A 17,980-nucleotide genomic window follows, 5' to 3' on the forward strand; every position below is an offset into this window, starting at 1 on the left:
CACGATAGGGCCGGACGCGAGGGCGATGTCCGCGAGGTCGTCAGTGACAGGTCAGGTCGTCAGCGGGCTCTGACGACCTGGCGTGCATCCGACGACCTCGCGTGCGGATCAGACGACGAAGGCCGGGGGGCGCAGGCCTGCGGCCGTGAATGCCGCGTCGACCGCGGCCGCGACCGTGGTCAGCGCGTCCGCCTCGACGAGCGCGATCGCCGAGCCGCCGAAGCCGCCGCCCGTCATGCGCGCGCCGAGTGCACCGGCGGCGCGGGCGGCCTCGACCGCGACGTCGAGCTCGCGGCACGAGACCTCGTAGTCGTCGCGCAGGGACGCGTGCGACGCGTCGAGCAGCGGGCCGACGTCACGCAGGCGTCCGGCCTCGAGCAGCGCGACGAACTCCTGCACACGCGCGATCTCCGCGAGGACGTGCCGCACGCGGCGCACGCGCACCTCGCCCTCGGGCGTGCCGTCGGCGAGCGTCGCCAGTGCCCGCTCGGCGTCGCCGGGGGTGTCCGTCAGGTCGCGCAGGGTGTCCACGCCGAGCGCTGCGGCCGCCTCCTCGCACGTCGCGCGCCGCGCGGCGTACTGACCGTCGACGAGCGCGTGCTCGGCGCGCGTGTCGATCACCAGCAGCGCGAGGCCCTCGGCCGCGGGGTCGAACGGGACGTGCCGCACCGTCAGGTCGCGGCAGTCGAGGAGCAGTGCGTGGCCGGGGACGGTGCGCAGCGCCGCCGCCTGGTCCATGCCGCCCGTCGGGGCGCCGGCGATCTCGTTCTCGGCGCGCACGCAGTCCGCCGCCAGCGCCGCGCGGTCCTGCGCGAGCGCGCCGACCGCGTCGAGCGCGAGCGCGACCGAGCAGGACAGTGCGGCCGACGAGGACAGGCCCGACCCGACGGGCACGCACGAGTCGATCGCGACGTCGAAGCCGGGCACCGTCAGGCCCCGCGCACGCAGCGCCCACGCGACCCCCGCGACGTACGCGGTCCAGCCGCCGACCGTGCCGGGCGCGACGCCCGCGAGCTCGCGCTCGGCGACGGCGGTCGGCTCCGCGCCCGAGACCATGCGCGCGGTGTCGTCGTCGCGTCGCCGCAGCGCCGCGTACGTGCGGTGCGCGAGCGCGACCGGCAGGCACAGCCCGCCGTTGTAGTCGGTGTGCTCGCCGATGAGGTTGACCCGCCCCGGCGCCGACCACACGCCGTCGGGTGCCGCACCGAACGTCGTCGCGAACACCGCCCGCGCGCGCTCCTGCCCGGTCGCCTCGTCCCAGGCGCGGACCCACGTCGTCATGCGATCTCCTGCAGCCGACGAGCGATGCGTTCGGGGGTGGTGTCGCTGACCCAAGCCGCCACGCCGGACTCCACGCCCGCGAGGTACTTGAGCTTGCCCGGCGCGCGCAGCACGGAGAACAGCTGCAACGACAGGCGCCAGTCCTCGCGACCCTGGCGCGCGGGCGCCTGGTGCCAGCCGGAGATGTACGGCAGGGGGATCGCGGTGTCGTCGTCGACGAAGAACAGGTCCAGGCGGCGCAGCAGCTCGAGGTACGTCGTGGCGAGGTCGGCGCGCTCGTCGTCCGACAGCGCGGGCAGGTCCGGGACGTCGCGTCGCGGCACGAGGTGGACCTCGACGGGCCAGCGCGCCGCGAACGGCACGTACGCGACCCAGTGCTCGGACTCCAGGACGACGCGTGTGCCGTGCCGCAGCTCGGCCTCCAGCACGTCGCGGCCCAGGACGCGACCGGTGCGCGCGCGGTGCTCGCGGGCCGTCTCGAGCATCCTCGCGGTGCGCGGCGCGAGGTAGGGCAGCGCGTAGATCTGACCGTGCGGGTGGTGCAGCGTGACGCCGATCTCCTTGCCGCGGTTCTCGAACGCGAACACCTGCTCGACGCCCTCGGTCGCGTTGAGCGCGGTGGTGCGGTGCGCCCAGGCCTCGATGATCGTGCGCATCCGCTGCGGGCTGACGGTCCGCAGCGACGCCGTCGCGTCCGACGAGAAGCACACGACCTCGCAGCGTCCCGTGGCCGCGCGGGTCTCCCAGAGGTCCTCGTCGTCGAGGAGCGTGACCTCGTCGCTCGCGCCGGGGACGCGCAGCAGCGACGGGAAGCGGTTCTCGAACACGACGACGTCGTAGTCCTCGGCGGGGATCTCGCCGTCCTGGTACGCCGCGCCGGGCGTGGCGGGGGCCAGCGGGTTGGCATCCGCGGGCGGCAGGAACGTGCGGTTCATACGGTGCGCGGCCATCGCGACCCACTCGCCGGTGAGCGGGTCGCGGCGCAGCTCGGGGCCGGTCGGCAGGTGGCCGTCCGCGGCGGGCGCGAAGCGGTCGGGCAGCGGGCGGGGGTCGTCGAGGCGGCGCGTCGCCCCACCCGAGACGTACGGCTCGGAGTCGTCGAAGTAGATCAGCTCGCGGCCGTCGGCGAGCCGCGTGGGCGTGACGCGCACCCGGGCGCGCGTGTCCGGGGTCATGCCGGGTCCTCCTGGGGGTTCGGGCGGGGCTCGTCGGGTGAGCGCGGCTCGCCGTGCGACGGCGCCACGACGACCGTCTGCAGGCGGTCGGTCAGCAGCCGACGCGCGTCGGCGGGGGCCTCGTCGTCCATCACGACGACGTCGACCTCGTGGAGGTCGGCGATCTTCGCCAGGCCGACGACGCCCCACTTGGTGTGGTCCGCGAGCACGGTGGTCGCCGCGGCACAGGCCATGAGCGCGCGGTCGGTCGCGGCCTCCGCGAGGTTGGGCGTCGTCAGACCTGACTCGTCGAGGCCGTGCACGCCGAGGAACGCGCGGTCGACCCGCAGCAGCGCCAGCGACGCGTCCGCGACTCGTCCGACGAGCGCGTCGGACGGCGTGCGCACGCCGCCCGTCAGCACGACCTCGAGCCCGTGCGGCGCCGCGGCGCGGTGCAGCGCGTCGGCGATCCGCAGGCCGTTGGTCACCACGGTGAAGGGCCGCAGGCTCGCGTCCTCGGCGATGAGCTCGGCGAGCCGGTAGGTGGTCGACCCGGCGGACAGCGCGACGGTCTGCCCGGGCTCGAGCTCGGCGTGCGCGGCGCGGGCGATCGCGGTCTTCTGCGGGCCGGCGTGCTCGACCTTGATCTCGAAGCCCGGCTCGTCGGCCGCGCGTGTGCCGCCGGGGGAGACGGCTCCGCCGTGCACGCGGCGCACGAGCCCCGCGCGCGCGAGCTCGGCGATGTCGCGCCGGATCGTCATGTCGGAGACGCCGAGCTCGAGGACGAGGTCCGCGACGCGCGCGGCCCCGTGCTCGCGCACGGCGGCGAGGATCAGCTCTTGTCGTTGCGTCGCCAGCACTCGAACATCGTCGCACACGAACGAACACAAGAGAACAGGACGGCGGTCCTCGGTCCGGCGTCGGACCCCATCGGGTGAGGCGTCAGCGACCCGCGGGGGACAGCCCCAGCGAGCGCCCCGCCAGGCCGCGCGGACGCTCGCCGAGCGAGCGCGCGATCCGGGTCAGCGCGAGCGCCGCGGGCGACTGCGGGTCGCTCAGCACGACGGGCGAGCCGACGTCACCGCCCTCGCGCAGCGCGACGTCGAGCGGTATCTGCCCCAGCACCGGGACGTCGCCGCCCGTGAGCTCGGTGAGCCGCCGCGCGACGCGCGCACCGCCGCCCGAGCCGAACAGCTCCAGGCGCGTGCCGTCGCTCTGCTCGAGCCACGACATGTTCTCGATCACGCCGACCACCTGCTGACGCGTCTGCACCGCGACCGAGCCCGCGCGCTCGGCCACCTCGGCGGCCGCGTCCTGCGGCGTGGTCACCACGACGATCTGCGATCCGGGCAGCAGCTGCGCGACCGAGATCGCGATGTCACCCGTCCCCGGGGGCAGGTCGAGCAGGAGCACGTCCAGGTCGCCCCAGAACACGTCCGCGAGGAACTGCTGCAGCGCGCGGTGCAGCATCGGGCCGCGCCACACGACGGGCTGCCCCGGCGGCACGAACATGCCGATCGAGACGACCTTGACGTCGTGCGCCACGGGCGGCAGCAGCATGTCGTCGACCTTCGTCGGCGGTCGGTCGACGCCCAGCATGCGGGGGATCGAGAAGCCGTAGATGTCGGCGTCGACCACGCCCACGCGCAGGCCGTCGGCGGCCATCGCGACCGCGAGGTTCGCCGTCACCGACGACTTGCCGACGCCACCCTTGCCCGACGCGATCGCGAACACCTTGGTCAGCGAGGACGCCTGCGCGAACGGGATCGTCGGCTCGGCGTCCGTGCCGCGCAGCAGCCGCCGCAGCTCGCCGCGCTGCTCGGCGCTCATGACCCCGAGCTGGACCGCCACCTCGGTGACGCCCTCGAGCGGCGCGACCGCGGCCGTCACGTCGCGCGTCAGGGTGTCCTTGAGCGGGCAGCCGGCCGTCGTCAGGTCCAGTCCGACGACGACGCGCCCGGCGTCCACCGTCACGGAGCGGACCATGCCGAGCTCGGTGATCGGGCGCCGGATCTCGGGATCCTGCACGGTCGCGAGCGCGGCGTGGACGGCCTGGGTCAGGGTCTCGTCAGTCGGGGGCACGACGACCATGCTAGGTCGGTCCCGGCGCGACCCGTCCGGGCCGTCCGGCCCTGGCCCGTCCGTGCTCGCACGCGGTGGTGCCGGCGTCCTCGGCGTCAGGCGCCCGCGCGGCGCCGGTCGGGCTTGCGCTCGGTCCGGGTGCGCTGCTCGGCCTTGTCCGACGGCTCGCCGTCCTCGCCGTCCTCGTCGTCGTGCTCCGCGAGGTCCTCCAGGAGGTTGCGCAGCTCGGAGCGCACGAAGTCGCGCGTCGCGACCTCGCCGAGCGCGATGCGCAGCGCCGCCATCTCACGCGCGAGGTACTCGGTGTCCGCGAGGTTCCGCTCGGCGCGCTGGCGGTCCTGCTCGGCCTGCACGCGGTCTCGGTCGGTCTGCCGGTTGGCCGCGAGCAGGATCAGCGGGGCGGCGTACGACGCCTGCAGCGAGAGCATGAGCGTGAGCGCCGTGAAGCCGTTCGAGGCCTTGTCGAACCGCAGGTCGACCGGCCCCCACGAGTTCCAGCCGATCCAGACGACGCAGAAGATCGTCAGCCAGAAGATGAACGACGGCGTGCCCAGGAACCGCGCGATGCTCTCCGAGACCCGCCCCGCGGCGTCCTGGTCGGTCGACGGACGCGGCAGCAGCGAGCGCCGCGACTCGCGCGGCTGGTCGAGACGCTCAGCCACGGCCCACCGCCGGCCTGGCCGCGTGCCGCGGACCGGGAGGCACGGGCTTGGTCCCGCCCGGCTCGTCGTCCTGCTCGCGCCAGTCCTCGGGCAGGAGGTGGTCGAGCACGTCGTCGACCGAGACCGCGCCGAGCAGGCGCTTGTCGGCGTCGACGACGGGCAGTGCGAGCAGGTTGTACGTCGCGAGCTGGCGCGTGACGGACATGAGGGGCGCGCCGGCCTCGACGGGCTCGAGGTCGGTGTCGACGACCGAGCCGATCGGCTCGTGCGGCGGCTCGCGCAGCAGGCGCTGCAGGTGCACGACGCCGATGTACCGGCCCGTGGGGGTCTCGAGCGGGGGGCGCACGACGAACACCATCGACGCGAGCGCGGGCGCGAGGTCCTGCCGACGCACGTGCGCGAGCGCCGCGGCGATCGGCGTCTCCGGGCCGAGGACCACGGGCTCGGTGGTCATGAGACCGCCCGCGGTGTTGTCCTCGTACGCGAGCAGGCGCCGCACGTCGCGGGCCTCCTCGGGCTCCATGAGCTCGAGGAGCTCGGCGACCTGCTCGTCGGGCAGCTCGCCGAGCAGGTCGGCGGCGTCGTCGGGCTCCATGGCCTCGAGGACGTCGGCCGCACGGCCCAGCTCGAGGCCGCGCAGGATCGCGACCTGGTCGTCGCCCGGGAGCTCCTCGAGCACGTCGGCGAGGCGGTCGTTGTCGAGCGCGGAGGCGACCTCGAGGCGCCGCGTGGTGCCCAGGTCGTGCAGCACGTCGGCGAGGTCGGCGGGCTTGAGGTCCTCGTACTGCGCGAGCAGCAGCTCGGCGCCCTGCTGCCCGGCGGCCCGCGCGAGGCCGGTGACCTCGTTGATCGCGACGAGCTGCGTCTCACCGCGGCGGCGCAGCAGGCCGCGGTGGCCGGGCACGACGCGCCGCACGAACAGCTTGGAGACGACCCAGTCGTTGTTGCGCTGCAGCTCGATCGCGACGTCCTCGATCGTCGCCGACCCGGTGCCGTCGATGAAGTCGACCGTGCGGTCCAGGAGCTCGCTGACCGCGAGCGTCTCGAACGCGCGCTGCTCGAAGCGCCGCATGTTCACCAGGCCGGTCGAGATGACCTGGCCGGGGTCCATCGCCGTCACGCGCGTCAGGGGGAGGAACACCCGCCTGCGGCCCGGTACCTCGACGACGAGGCCCACGGCGCGCGGCGCGCCCTTGGGGCGGACGAGCACGACGACGTCGCGCACGCGGCCGACCTGGTCACCGAGGGGATCGAACACCGTGGTGCCGGCCAGGCGTGCGACGAACACCCGGGTGCCGACGCTGCTCACGCGGTCAGCCTAGACGCCAGGCGGCGCGCGCACGCGACGCCCGCCACCTGCGGCGCGACGAGTCGTGAGGCGCGGTTGCGAACACGTGTCACCGCCCGATTACTAACCGGTCGGTAAGTGTGGTTGGCTCCGGTATGTCCGGTTGAGCTCGACGGAGAGGATCACCGTGCACCACCACCGCCTCGCGCCCACGCAACCCCGACGACGTCGTCGGTCCGCCCTGGTCGCGATCACCGCACTCACGCTCGCGGCCACGGCCGTGTCCACGCCCGCGCTCGCGGGCCGCCCCGGTCCCGGGCCCGGACCGGGTCACGGTCCCGGCCACGGCCCGTCCGCCCCGCACGACCTCGGCCGCAACGTGGTCGTCTTCAGCCCGGACACGCCCGTCGCCGACATCCAGGCGCGCGTCGACGCGATCCACGCCCAGCAGGTGGACGCCGAGATGGGCACGGCGCGCTACAGCCTGCTGTTCCTGCCCGGCGAGTACGGCACCGCCGAGCAGCCGCTGCAGCTCAAGGTCGGGTACTACACCGAGGTCGCCGGGCTCGGGGCCTCGCCCACCGACGTCGTCGTGCACGGCAAGGTCGAGACGTACAACCGGTGCCTGTCCGACGACCCCGCGAACCCGAACTGCCTCGCGCTCGTGAACTTCTGGCGCACGCTGTCCAACCTGACGATCGACATCGACGCAGCGGGCCAGGACGGGTGCCGCGCGTCGGCCAACTTCTGGGCGGTGTCCCAGGCCGTCTCGCTGCGGCGCCTCAACGTGCTCGCGGACGCGGGCGACCCGGGCTTCTCGCTCATGGACTACTGCACCGCCGGGCCGCAGTACGCGAGCGGCGGCTTCATCGCGGACTCGCGGTTCGGTGACGTCGTCAACGGCTCGCAGCAGCAGTGGCTCACGCGCAACAGCGAGGTCCGCAGCTGGTCGAACGCCGTGTGGAACCAGGTCTTCGCGGGCGTCGAGGGCGCTCCCGACGACGCGACGTTCCCCGACCCGCCGTACACGACGCTTGCGACGACGCCCGTGAGCCGCGAGAAGCCGTACCTGTACGTGGATGCGCGCGGGACGTGGCAGGTGCGCGTCCCGGCGGCCGCGCAGGGCACGCGCGGCATCACGTGGGCCGACGGCCTGACGCCGGGCCGCTCGATCCCGCTGCGCGACTTCTACGTCGCCAAGCCTGGCGACCCGGTGCACCGCATCAACAGCGAGCTCGCGCGCGGCAAGCACCTGCTGCTCACGCCGGGCGTCTACGACGTCGCGAGCAGCATCGTCGCCCGGCGCCCCGGCACGGTCGTGCTCGGGCTCGGTCACGCGACGCTGACCGCCGTGCGGGGCGCCGTGCCGCTCGTCGTCACGGACGTGCCGGGCATCGTGGTCGCGGGCGTCACCATCGACGCCGGTCCCACGCGGTCGCGCGTGCTGCTGCAGGTCGGGACGCACCCCCACGGCACGCACCGGAGTGCCGCGAGCCGGCGCGACCCGATCACGCTCAGCGACGTCTACTTCCGCGTCGGGGGTCCGCACCGCGGCAGCACCGACGTCGCGCTGCAGATCGACGCCGACCACGTCCTCGTCGACCACACGTGGGTGTGGCGCGCGGACCACGGCGTCGAGGGCTTCACCGAGGGCGTCAACGGTGACACCGAGCGGTGGCGGACGAACCGCGGGCGCGTGGGCGTCGTCGTGAACGGCGACGACGTCACCGCGACCGGGCTGTTCGTCGAGCACTTCCAGCAGCACAACCTGATCTGGAACGGCGAGCGCGGGCGCGTCGTGCTGTTCCAGAACGAGCTGCCCTACGACCCGCCGACGCAGGCCGACTGGACCATGCCCGACGGCACGCTCGGCTGGGCGGGCTACAAGGTCGGCGACCGCGTCCGCACCCACCAGCTGTGGGGCGGTGGCGTCTACGTCTTCAACCAGAACAACCCGTCGATCGTCACCGAGCGCGGGTTCGAGGTGCCCCGACGCCCGGGCGTGCAGCTGCGCCACGTCATGACCGTCAACCTCAGCGCCGGCACCATCCGGCACGTCGTCAACGACGTGGGCGCGCAGGTCGACAACACCAACACGGGTACGCCGTCGTTCGTCACGACCTACCCGTGACCCCGGGGCGGGTCACGGACGCGGGCCCACGGCCACCCACCCCGTGACCGCGTCCCACCCGCCCCCACGACCCAGCGGTCGCTCAGGCTCAGAGCGTGGTGAGCCGAGCGGCCGCTGGGGAGTGCTGGTGGGCGGCGGTGGGTGAGGCGTCGAGGGGGCGCCTGGTCAAGTGCCAGGTCGGCGGGGGAGGATCGGGCCATGTCGTTCTCCGGCCAGTCCCGCATCCCGCGCACGCCGACCCCGCCGCAGGGCGAGACCGTCGCGCGCTACGACACCTACGTGCAGGCGCAGAAGGCCGTCGACCACCTCGCCGACAAGTCGTTCCCGGTGCAGATGGTCACGATCGTCGGCACCGACCTGCAGATGGTCGAGCGCGTGACCGGCCGGCTGTCCTACCCGCGCGCGGCGTCGGGCGGGTTCGTGTCCGGGGCGTGGTTCGGCCTGTTCGTCGGCCTGCTGCTCTCGCTGTTCTCCGAGCCCGGCGGGGCGAGCCTGATGCTGCCCGCGATCCTCATCGGCGGGGCGTTCGGGCTGCTGTTCTCCGTGCTGACGTACTCGTTCACACGCGGCCGGCGCGACTTCACGTCCGCGAGCCAGATCGTCGCCTCGTCGTACGCGGTGCTGTGCCACGCGGAGAAGGCGCACCAGGCGCGCAAGCTCCTGTCCGAGGTCGGTGGCGTGGTCTCGGGCTGGCCCGCACGCCCGGTGCAGGACGCACCCGTCCCACCCGCGCCGCCCGTCTCCCCGGCGCCCGTCGCCGCCCCGCCCGTCGCCGCCCCGCCCGTGTCCGAGCCGCCCGTGTCCGAGCCGCCCGTGTCCGAGCCGCCCGTCTCGGCGCCGCCCGCCGACGCCCCGGGTGGGACCGGCACGAGCGCCGATCCCACCCGGTAGCCAGGCGGTCGCCGACCGTCAGCGCCCGAGCAGGCCGGCCATCCACGCCTCGACCGCGTCGGGCTCGCGGGGGAGGGCGGCGGACAGGTTCTCGTTGCCGTCCTGCGTGATGAGGACGTCGTCCTCGATCCGCACGCCGATGCCGCGGTACTCCTCGGGCACCCGCAGGTCGTCGGACTTGAAGTACAGGCCGGGCTCGATCGTGAAGACCATGCCCGGCTCGAGCACGCCGTCCAGGTACAGCTCGGCCCGCGCCTGCGCGCAGTCGTGCACGTCGATGCCGAGGTGGTGGCTCGTGCCGTGCACCATCCAGCGGCGGTGGTGCTGGTTGTCGGGCAGCAGCGACTCGGCCGCGGTGACCGGCAGCAGGCCCCACTCGTCGAGCCGCGCGGCGATGACCTCCATCGCGGCGGCGTGCACGTCGCGGAACCGCGCGCCGGGCACGGCGGCCGCGAACGCCGCGTCCGCGGCGTCGAGCACGGCCTGGTAGACCCGGCGCTGGACGTCGGTGAACGTGCCGTCGACCGGCAGCGTGCGCGTGATGTCCGCCGTGTAGAGCGAGTCGACCTCGACGCCCGCGTCGAGCAGCAGCAGCTCGCCCGCGCGGACCTGTCCGTCGTTGTCGATCCAGTGCAGCGTCGTCGCGTGCTCGCCGGAGGCCGCGATCGTCTCGTAGCCGACCGCGTTGCCCTCCTGGCGGGCGTGCCCGACGAACGTGCCCTCGACGACGCGCTCGCCGCGCGCGTGGGCCTGCGCGGCCGGCAGCGCGCGCACGACCTTCTCGAAGCCCTCGATCGTCGTGGCTACGGCCAGGCGCATCTGCTCGACCTCGTACGCGTCCTTCACGAGCCGCAGCTCGGACAGCGCCTCGACGAGGTGCTCGTCGCGGTCCGTCCGGCTCTCGCGCTCGGCCTCCTGCCGGCGGATCTCCTCGATCACGGCCTCGACGCCCGGGTCGACGTCCGGCACGACGAGCACCTGCACCCCGCCCTCGCCGACGTCCTTGGCGACCGCGTCGCGCAGGTCGTCGAGGTGAGCCGTCGCGATACCCGTGAGGGTCTCGAGGTCCTCGAGCGTCGGCCGCGCCCCCACCCAGAACTCGCCGTAGCGCGAGTCGGAGAAGAACTCGCTGGTGTCGCGGCCCGCGAGCGGGCGCATGTAGAGCACCGCGTGGTGGCTGCTGCCGTCGTCGCCCGCGCCGTCCGCGACGGGGTGCAGCACGAGCACCGCGTCGGGCTCCTGCTCGACGCCGAGGCCGGTGAGGTGCGCGAACGCCGAGTGCGGGCGGAACCGGTAGTCGGTGTCGTTGGAGCGGACCTTGAACGTCCCGGCCGGGACCACCAGCCGACGACCGCGGAACATGGCGGACAGCGCGCTGCGCCTGGCCGCGGTGAAGTCGGCCGCCGCGCCGCGCGTGACCTGCGACGGCGGTCGCGGCGCCCACCCGGACGTCACGAACTCCAGGAACGCGGCCGAGCCGGGGCGCTGCGAACGGTTCGAGCCGCGCTCATCGATCGGCTGGTCCTCGTGCCAGGTCGCGCCGGTCTCGTCGCTGCCGGTCTCGTGGCGGGGGGCTGCGGTGTCGTCGGTCATCCCCTCATCCTCCCACCGGCCGCCGGGGACACCGTGCGGTGCCGGCGCGGCACGGGCCCGCGCCCCCGGGGCCGCTACGGTGCCTCTGTGCGTATCGACCTGCACGCCCACTCATCGGCGTCCGACGGCACCCAGACCCCGGCCGATCTCGTCGCCTCCGCCGCGGACGCGGGCCTCGACGTCGTCGCGCTCACCGACCACGACACGACCGCCGGCTGGGACGCCGCCGCGCAGGCCGCGCGGCAGCACGGCATCGCGCTCGTGCGCGGGACCGAGGTCTCGGCGCGGTGGCGGGGCGTCAGCGTGCACCTCCTGTGCTACCTGCAGGACCCGACCCACCCCGCGCTCGTCGCCGAGCTCGAGGCCACCCGGCACGCGCGTGTCACGCGGGCGGAGCGGATGGTCGAGCTGCTCGCCGCGGACATGCCGATCACGTGGCAGGACGTGCTCGCGCAGTCCGGTGACGCCGTGACCGTCGGCCGGCCGCACATCGCGGACGCGCTCGTCGCGAACGGCGTGGTGCCGACGAGGGATGCTGCGTTCGCGCAGCTGTTGCGCGCCGACGGCCCGTACCACGTGCCGCACTACGCGCCCGAGGCCTCGGACGCGGTGCGGGCGATCGTCGCGGCCGGCGGCGTGCCCGTGTTCGCGCACCCGGGGGCGGACGCGCGCGGGCGCATCGTGCCCGACGAGACGTTCGACGAGCTCGCCGCCGCCGGCCTCGCCGGCCTCGAGGTCGACCACCGCGACCACTCGCCCGCGCAGCGCGAGCGGCTGCGGGCGATCGCCGACCGGCTCGGGCTGCTCGTCACGGGAGGCAGCGACTACCACGGTGCAGGGAAGGTCAACGAGCTGGGGGAGAATCTGACCCGGCCGGAGATCCTGGCCGTGATCGAGGAACGAGGCACGAGTGATGTGGTCCGGTGACCCCGGCGCAGCGACGACGACGAGCGGACCAGCCGGCCGCCTGAGCCCAGCCCTCGCTGAGGGTGCCTGCGGCGCCCGGGACAGGGCGGTGCGGTGACCGAGATCTTCGACCCGCGGCTGTTCGCGTCGGTCTTCATCACGCTGTTCGTCATCATGGACCCGCCCGGGACCGTGCCGATCTTCCTGGGCCTCACGGGCGCCATGACCCGCAAGCAGCGCAACCGGGCCGCGTGGCAGGCCGTGACCGTCGCGCTCGGCGTGATCGTCTCGTTCGCGGTGTTCGGCCAGTCGATCCTGTCGTACATGCACATCTCGCTCGCGGCGCTGCAGGCGTCCGGCGGTCTGCTGCTCCTGCTCATCGCGATGGAGCTGCTCACCGGCAAGATGGAGGAGCAGCAGGCGTCGCCGAACGCCAAGGTGAACGTCGCGCTCGTGCCGCTCGGCACCCCGCTGCTGGCGGGTCCCGGTGCGATCGTCGCGACGATGGTGTTCGTCAAGCAGGCCGACGGGACCGTGGGGGACTGGACCGCGATCTGTCTCGCGATCGTCGCGGTGCACGTGTCCCTCTACCTCGCGATGCGGTTCGCGAACGTCATCCACCGCGTCCTGAAGGACTCCGGCACGATCCTCGTCACGCGCATCGCCGGTCTGCTGCTCGCCGCGATCGCCGTCCAGCTCATCGCCGACGCGGTCACGGCCTTCGTCCAGCAGGCCTGACCCGGCGACGACGACGCCCCCGGCCGCGGTGCGGCTCGGGGGCGTCGTCGTGTGCTCGTGCGGTGTGCGCGTCAGGCCTGCTCGTCAGGCCTGCTCGGACGCCGAGGCGGCGTCCGCGGCGGGACGGCCGCCACGCGTGCGCCGGCGGTTGCGCGACCGGCGCGCGCCGGCCTCGTCGGCACCGGCCTCGCGGGCCGGACCGCCGTCCGTGGCCCCGGCGGCGGGACGCTCGTTCGCGCTCGCGTCACCCGACGCCGTGCCACCCGAGGTCGGGGCACCCGCCGCGCCGGTGCCGCGACCGCGGCTGCGCCGACGACGGCGGCCCTCGCCGGAACGCTCGTCGTCCTCGCGCCGCTCACGAGGCGCGCGGGCCTCGCCCGACGCAGCCTTCTCGCCACGGCCGCCCTGACCCCGGCCGCCCGGCCCCCGGCCGCCCTGGCCGCGACCGCCCTCGCCGCGGCCACCCGACGCGCCGCCCCGGCTGCGCTTGCCGGTCTCGCCGAGGTCCTCGAGCGCCTCGGCGGCCAGGCCCTCGCGGGTCTGCTGCGCCTTCGGCAGGCGTCCCTTGACGCCCTCGGGGATGTCGAGGTCGGTGTGGATGTGCGGCGAGCTCGAGTAGGTCTCGACCGGCTCGGGGATCCCGATGCCGAGCGTCTTGTCGATCAGGCCCCAGCGCGGGGTGTCGTCCCAGTCGACGAACGTGACGGCCGTGCCCTTGTTGCCCGCGCGGCCGGTGCGGCCCGTGCGGTGCAGGTACGTCTTCTCGTCCTCGGGGCACTGGTAGTTGATGACGTGCGTGACGTCCTCCACGTCGATGCCGCGCGCGGCGACGTCGGTGGCGACGAGCACGTCGACCTTGCCGTGCCGGAACGCGCGCAGCGCCTGCTCACGCGCGCCCTGACCGAGGTCGCCGTGCAGCGCCCCCGCGGCGAAGCCGCGCTCGTTGAGCTCGTCGGCCACCTTCGCGGCCGTGCGCTTGGTCCGCGCGAAGACGATCGTCAGGCCACGACCGCGCGCCTGCAGGATGCGGGCGAGCAGCTCGACCTTGTCGAGCGCGTGCGCGCGGTAGGCGACCTGCTTGATGTTCTTGACGGTCTGGCTGCCGTCGTCGTCGGGGTCCTGCGCGCGGATGTGCGTCGGCTGCGACATGTAGCGGCGGGCCATCGCGACGACCGGGCCGGGCATGGTGGCCGAGAACAGCATCGTGTGGCGCGTCGCCGGCGTCGCGGCGAGCAGCGTCTCGACGTCGGGCAGGAAGCCCAGGTCGAGCATCTCGTCGGCCTCGTCGAGCACGACCGTGCGGACGTGCGACAGGTCGAGGTGACGCTGCTTGAGCATGTCGATCATGCGGCCGGGGGTCCCGACGACCACGTCGACGCCCGCGGACAGCGCCTCGATCTGCGGCTCGTACGCGCGACCGCCGTAGACCTGGACGACGCGCACGGCGCGGCGCGCGGACGCCGTCGCGAGGTCGCCCGCGACCTGCACGGCGAGCTCACGCGTCGGCACGACGACGAGCGCCTGGGGCTTGCCGGGCGCGCGGAGCTGGTCGTAGCCCTCCTCGCCCCGCGCGACGATGCGGTTGAGCAGCGGGACGCCGAAGCCGAGCGTCTTGCCGGTACCGGTCTTGGCCTGGCCGATGATGTCGTGCCCGGACAGCGCGACCGGCAGGGTCATGGCCTGGATGGGGAACGGGTGCGTGATGCCGGCGTCGGCGAGCGCCTGGACGATCTCGGGCCGCACGTCGAAGTCGGCGAACGAGGCGTCCACGGCCTGCACCGACGAGGCGGTGCTCACGAGCGGACGGGTGGAAGGAGCGGCGAGGGCCGAGGCGTGCTCGCTGGTCACGGCGCCCTCGTCGGGCGTGTCAGTGGTGCCGACCTCGTCGGCGGGCAGGTGCGTGTTGGTCACGTGGGACTCTTCGGTGCGGGTGGCGGGCAAGCGCGGCCCGGTCGGGCGTCGCCGTCGGGGGACGGGTCGCACGCGCCGGGCGCTGCGGAGGCGCCACAGGTGGCCGGCAGCCGATCGCGGGTTTCTCCTCGCGGGCGTCGCCCCGAGCGGGCCCCCGAGGGGCGTCCGTGCAGGGCAGTTGCGAGATGGTCGTGGCCGACCGGGCAACCGATGTACCCCTCCAGCCTAGCCGACGACCGCGAGCGGGCTCACGTGCGGTGCCGCGCGTCACACGCGGGCGTTCTACGATCGTCGGATGACCCACGCCGCCGCGCACCCGACCTCCGATGCGTCGTCGACGCCTGCCGTGACGGGCGCGACCGCCCCCGGTGCCGAGGTGGAGGTGGCCACGGCCGCCGACGCCCTGGAGCTGCTGGGCCTCGTCGCGCAGCTCGAGCACATCGCGTTCGTGCGCCTCGCGTCCGACTGCGCGCTGGCGCCCGACGTCGAGCAGTCGCTCGCGCTGTCGCGGTTCGCGGCGGCCGCCGTCGAGCGCCGGGACCGCGTGCTCGCGCGGGTCGCCGAGCTGGGTGCCGATCCCGCCGCGGTCATGGGGCAGTTCGACGACGTCCTCACCGAGTTCGACGAGCGCACGCAGCCGAGCACGTGGTGGGAGCGGCTGCTCAAGGCGTACGTGGGCTACGGCGTCGCGGACGACTTCTGCCGGCTCGCCGCCGCCGGTCTCGACGAGCGGTCGCGCGCGGTGGTGCTCGAGGTGCTCGACGACGCGTCCCACGCCGAGCTCGCGGTGGCCGAGCTCGACGCCGCCGGCTCGGGGGACGGCGCGCTGTCGTCCCGGCTCGCGCTGTGGGGGCGCCGCCTCGTCGGTGAGGCGCTCGGGACCGTGCAGCGGCTGCTGTCGCAGCGCCCCGGGCTCGCGCGTCTGGCGCACGCGGGCACGGCGCAGGAGCAGGTCGACGACGAGCAGTCGGCGCCGCAGACCGGGTCGCCGAAGGCCAACGCGCCGGCCAAGATCTTCGGCGAGCTGACGGCGCAGCACACGCGCCGCATGAGCCGCCTGGGCCTGACGGCGTGACTGCGTGACTGCGTGACCGCGTGACCTCCTGACGGGTCGCGGGTCCGCAGCAGACGGCCTGAGCCCGGCCGACCGACGGCCGACCGGGCTCGGATCGACGACCGGTTCAGGTCGTCGACGAGTCTGTCGTCAGATCGAGCCGAAGCCCACGCGCGGCTTGGCCTCGGCGCCGAGCTCGACGTACGCGAGCGTCGCGGTCGGCACGACCACGCGACGGCCCTTGGTGTCCGTCAGCTCGAGGGCGGGCTTGCCGGCGATCGCGGCGGCGACGATGGCGGACACCTCGTCGGCCGTCTGGTCGCTCTCCACGACGATTTCCCGCGACACGTGCTGCACGCCGATCGTGATCTCCACGCCGTTCCTCCCGTCGTCGGCCACCGCGGCCGTCTGCCGACGATCCTAGGCCGGGCGTGCGGCGCGACCCGGCCGTGTCCGCGACCAGCGAAACCGCGCGTCGCTGGTCAGGTGCCGTCCGTCGGGCGACCACGCCGTCACGGCGGGCGCGTCATTCCGGCAGGGGCTGGTCCTCGTACTCGAGGTCGGGCCGCAGCAGGCCCAGCACACCCGCCCACGCGAGCCGCGTCACGAGCTCGACCGCGTGGTCGGCGTCCAGCGCGTCCGCGCTGCGCAGGCGGTGCGTCGCCGCACCCTGCGCGAGCGAGATGAGCGAGACCGCGACGATCGTGCAGTCGTCGTCCGGCAGCCCCGTCACGCGCGCCAGCACGCCGGCACAGCGCTGGGCCGCCACCGACGAGGCGTGCTCGACGCGGGCGCGCACGTCCGCGTCGTGCGTGACGTCCGACTCGAACAACAGGCCCGACGACTCGCCCGCGACCTCGACGAACGTCATGTACGCCCGCACGATCGCGGCGATGACGGCCTGCCCGTCGCCGCGGTGCACGGGCCCCTGCTCGATCGGCTGCACGGCGTTCTCGACGGCGGCCAGCAGGTCGGCGCCGCACCGGTCGACGACCGCGAGGTACAGGTCGAGCTTCGAGGGGAAGTGCCGGTACAGGACCGGCTTGCTGACGAGCGCGCGGTCCGCGATGTCGTCCATCGAGACGTGGTGGAAACCCTCGCTCGAGAACAGCTCCTGGGCGATCGCGAGCACCTGCGCACGACGTTCGCCGCCGGACATCCGCACGCTGCGCGGACGTGGCGTCGAGGCGTTCGAGGGCTCGGCCATGCGGCGCATGGTAGCCACCCGACGTTTCGTTGGTGCGAAGATGTCCGGATGACCGCCCCCTCCGTGCACCGTTCGGGTGACCAGCGACGCGACCGTCGCCGTGCCCGGACGACGCGCCGGACGGTGTCGCGCGGGCGGTCCGCGACGCCCGGGACCGCGCGCCGGCACGTGCGGCAGCCGGTCCGCAAGGGCCTGGCGGTCGTCGTCGCGGCAGCGGCGCTCGTCGCCGGCGGCGGGGCGGGGTGGTTCGCCTCGGGCGGCGTCGCGACGCCCGCGGGCGCGGTCGCGGGCACGGGGCCGACGGTCACCGCGCCGACGACCGTGCCGGTCGACGTGCTGGCCCATGACGCGACGCGCGAGCGGTCGTCGGGCGTCTCACGCGGCGGTGCCGAGCGGGACGTGCCGTCGGTCGACCCGACGCCCGTGGTCGCACCCTCGGACCTCGACCCGGGCCTGTCCGCGGGCGCGGAGTCGGTGCCGGTCGTGACGCTCCCGCCGGGGCTCACGGCCGACGACGTCGCGGCCGGGCTGCTCTCGGACGACGTCCCGCAGCACGCGTCCGGTCAGCTCGTCGTCGTGCCGGGCTCGCAGAGCGGGCCGGGCACCGGGAAGGTGACCCGCATTCGGGTTGAGGTCGAGGACGGCCTCGCGGTCGACGGCGAGAGGTTCGCGGCCGCCGTCATGGCGACGCTCAACGACCGGCGCGGCTGGGGCGCCGACGGCTCGGTGTCGTTCGAGCGCACCGACGGCGACGCCGACCTGCGCGTCGTGCTCGCGTCGCCGGACCTCGTCGACCGCATGTGCGCGCCGCTGGCGACCGGCGGCAAGGTCTCGTGCGGGCGCAACGGGCACGCCGTGCTCAACCTGCTCCGCTGGGTCGAGGGGTCGCCGGCGTACGGCGACGACCGTGCCAGCTACCGGCACTACCTCGTGAACCACGAGGTCGGGCACCTGCTCGGCCACCGGCACCAGACGTGCCCCGGCGCCGGCCGGGTCGCGCCGCTGATGCAGCAGCAGTCGTACAGCGTCACGCCCTGCACGCCGAACCCCTGGCCGTTCCGCGACGACTAGTCGTCCCTGCG

The 17,980-nt window shown here is 74.4% G+C and carries 16 protein-coding genes; 6 read left to right on the forward strand and 10 right to left on the reverse strand.

Annotated elements, in window-relative coordinates; genetic code table 11:
* Positions 1-108 precede the first annotated feature (108 nt).
* The 6 genes from galK to CPE01_RS03635 all read right to left on the reverse strand — a co-directional run bounded on the left by galK (position 109) and on the right by CPE01_RS03635 (position 6,488).
* Positions 109-1,281, reverse strand: a complete 1,173-nt coding sequence (galK, locus tag CPE01_RS03610) for a galactokinase (RefSeq protein WP_146805294.1) — start codon at positions 1,279-1,281, stop codon at positions 109-111.
* Positions 1,278-2,456, reverse strand: a complete 1,179-nt coding sequence (galT, locus tag CPE01_RS03615; RefSeq protein ID WP_146805295.1) for a galactose-1-phosphate uridylyltransferase — start codon at positions 2,454-2,456, stop codon at positions 1,278-1,280. Before galT ends, galK begins: the two co-directional genes overlap by 4 nt.
* On the reverse strand, positions 2,453-3,256 hold the full coding sequence (locus CPE01_RS03620; protein ID WP_371861975.1) for a DeoR/GlpR family DNA-binding transcription regulator: 804 nt from the start codon (positions 3,254-3,256) through the stop codon (positions 2,453-2,455). The genes galT and CPE01_RS03620 overlap by 4 nt, the downstream gene beginning before the upstream one ends.
* Positions 3,257-3,377: 121 nt before the next feature.
* Positions 3,378-4,526 carry an Mrp/NBP35 family ATP-binding protein gene (locus tag CPE01_RS03625; protein WP_146805297.1) on the reverse strand — a complete coding sequence of 383 codons (1,149 nt, stop codon included), beginning with the start codon at positions 4,524-4,526 and terminating at the stop codon, positions 3,378-3,380.
* Positions 4,527-4,612: 86 nt separating this feature from the next.
* Positions 4,613-5,179, reverse strand: a complete 567-nt coding sequence (locus CPE01_RS03630) for a DUF1003 domain-containing protein (RefSeq protein ID WP_146805298.1) — start codon at positions 5,177-5,179, stop codon at positions 4,613-4,615.
* The gene (locus CPE01_RS03635; RefSeq protein ID WP_246783715.1) at positions 5,172-6,488 is read right to left on the reverse strand and encodes a magnesium transporter MgtE N-terminal domain-containing protein; all 1,317 of its coding nucleotides are present in this window, start codon (positions 6,486-6,488) and stop codon (positions 5,172-5,174) included. The genes CPE01_RS03630 and CPE01_RS03635 overlap by 8 nt, the downstream gene beginning before the upstream one ends.
* A gap of 166 nt (positions 6,489-6,654) precedes the next feature.
* Here CPE01_RS03635 and CPE01_RS03640 point away from each other — a divergent pair, with 166 nt between their 5' ends.
* Positions 6,655-8,598 carry a pectate lyase-like domain-containing protein gene (locus CPE01_RS03640; protein WP_246783716.1) on the forward strand — a complete coding sequence of 648 codons (1,944 nt, stop codon included), beginning with the start codon at positions 6,655-6,657 and terminating at the stop codon, positions 8,596-8,598.
* Positions 8,599-8,796: 198 nt separating this feature from the next.
* Positions 8,797-9,489: a YflT domain-containing protein gene (locus CPE01_RS03645; RefSeq protein ID WP_146805299.1), complete on the forward strand. Its 693-nt coding sequence runs from the start codon at positions 8,797-8,799 to the stop codon at positions 9,487-9,489.
* 18 nt (positions 9,490-9,507) lie between these two features.
* On the opposite strand, the gene CPE01_RS03650 is transcribed toward CPE01_RS03645, so the two are convergent.
* Positions 9,508-11,082 carry an aminopeptidase P family protein gene (locus CPE01_RS03650; RefSeq protein ID WP_246783717.1) on the reverse strand — a complete coding sequence of 525 codons (1,575 nt, stop codon included), beginning with the start codon at positions 11,080-11,082 and terminating at the stop codon, positions 9,508-9,510.
* 87 nt (positions 11,083-11,169) lie between these two features.
* On the opposite strand from CPE01_RS03650, the gene CPE01_RS03655 reads away from it, so the two are divergent.
* A complete protein-coding gene (locus CPE01_RS03655) occupies positions 11,170-12,009 on the forward strand; it encodes a PHP domain-containing protein (RefSeq protein ID WP_146805300.1) in 840 nt (279 codons plus the stop codon).
* A gap of 93 nt (positions 12,010-12,102) precedes the next feature.
* Positions 12,103-12,726 carry a MarC family protein gene (locus CPE01_RS03660; RefSeq protein WP_146805301.1) on the forward strand — a complete coding sequence of 208 codons (624 nt, stop codon included), beginning with the start codon at positions 12,103-12,105 and terminating at the stop codon, positions 12,724-12,726.
* A gap of 84 nt (positions 12,727-12,810) precedes the next feature.
* Here CPE01_RS03660 and CPE01_RS03665 read toward each other — a convergent pair whose 3' ends face one another.
* A complete protein-coding gene (locus CPE01_RS03665) occupies positions 12,811-14,637 on the reverse strand; it encodes a DEAD/DEAH box helicase (RefSeq protein ID WP_443092624.1) in 1,827 nt (608 codons plus the stop codon).
* Positions 14,638-14,932: 295 nt separating this feature from the next.
* Here CPE01_RS03665 and CPE01_RS03670 point away from each other — a divergent pair, with 295 nt between their 5' ends.
* Positions 14,933-15,712 carry a ferritin-like fold-containing protein gene (locus tag CPE01_RS03670; RefSeq protein ID WP_146805302.1) on the forward strand — a complete coding sequence of 260 codons (780 nt, stop codon included), beginning with the start codon at positions 14,933-14,935 and terminating at the stop codon, positions 15,710-15,712.
* A gap of 129 nt (positions 15,713-15,841) precedes the next feature.
* Here CPE01_RS03670 and CPE01_RS03675 read toward each other — a convergent pair whose 3' ends face one another.
* The gene (locus tag CPE01_RS03675) at positions 15,842-16,066 is read right to left on the reverse strand and encodes a DUF3107 domain-containing protein (RefSeq protein WP_146805303.1); all 225 of its coding nucleotides are present in this window, start codon (positions 16,064-16,066) and stop codon (positions 15,842-15,844) included.
* Positions 16,067-16,217: 151 nt separating this feature from the next.
* Positions 16,218-16,898 (reverse strand): TetR/AcrR family transcriptional regulator, encoded by a 681-nt coding sequence (locus CPE01_RS03680; protein ID WP_146805304.1) that lies wholly within the window; start codon positions 16,896-16,898, stop codon positions 16,218-16,220.
* Positions 16,899-16,946: 48 nt separating this feature from the next.
* On the opposite strand from CPE01_RS03680, the gene CPE01_RS03685 reads away from it, so the two are divergent.
* Positions 16,947-17,969 (forward strand): DUF3152 domain-containing protein, encoded by a 1,023-nt coding sequence (locus CPE01_RS03685; RefSeq protein ID WP_146805305.1) that lies wholly within the window; start codon positions 16,947-16,949, stop codon positions 17,967-17,969.
* Positions 17,970-17,980: the final 11 nt, after the last annotated feature.

Source organism: Cellulomonas persica, assembly GCF_007989825.1.
In the GTDB taxonomy this organism is placed as follows: Bacteria; Actinomycetota; Actinomycetes; order Actinomycetales; family Cellulomonadaceae; genus Cellulomonas; species Cellulomonas persica.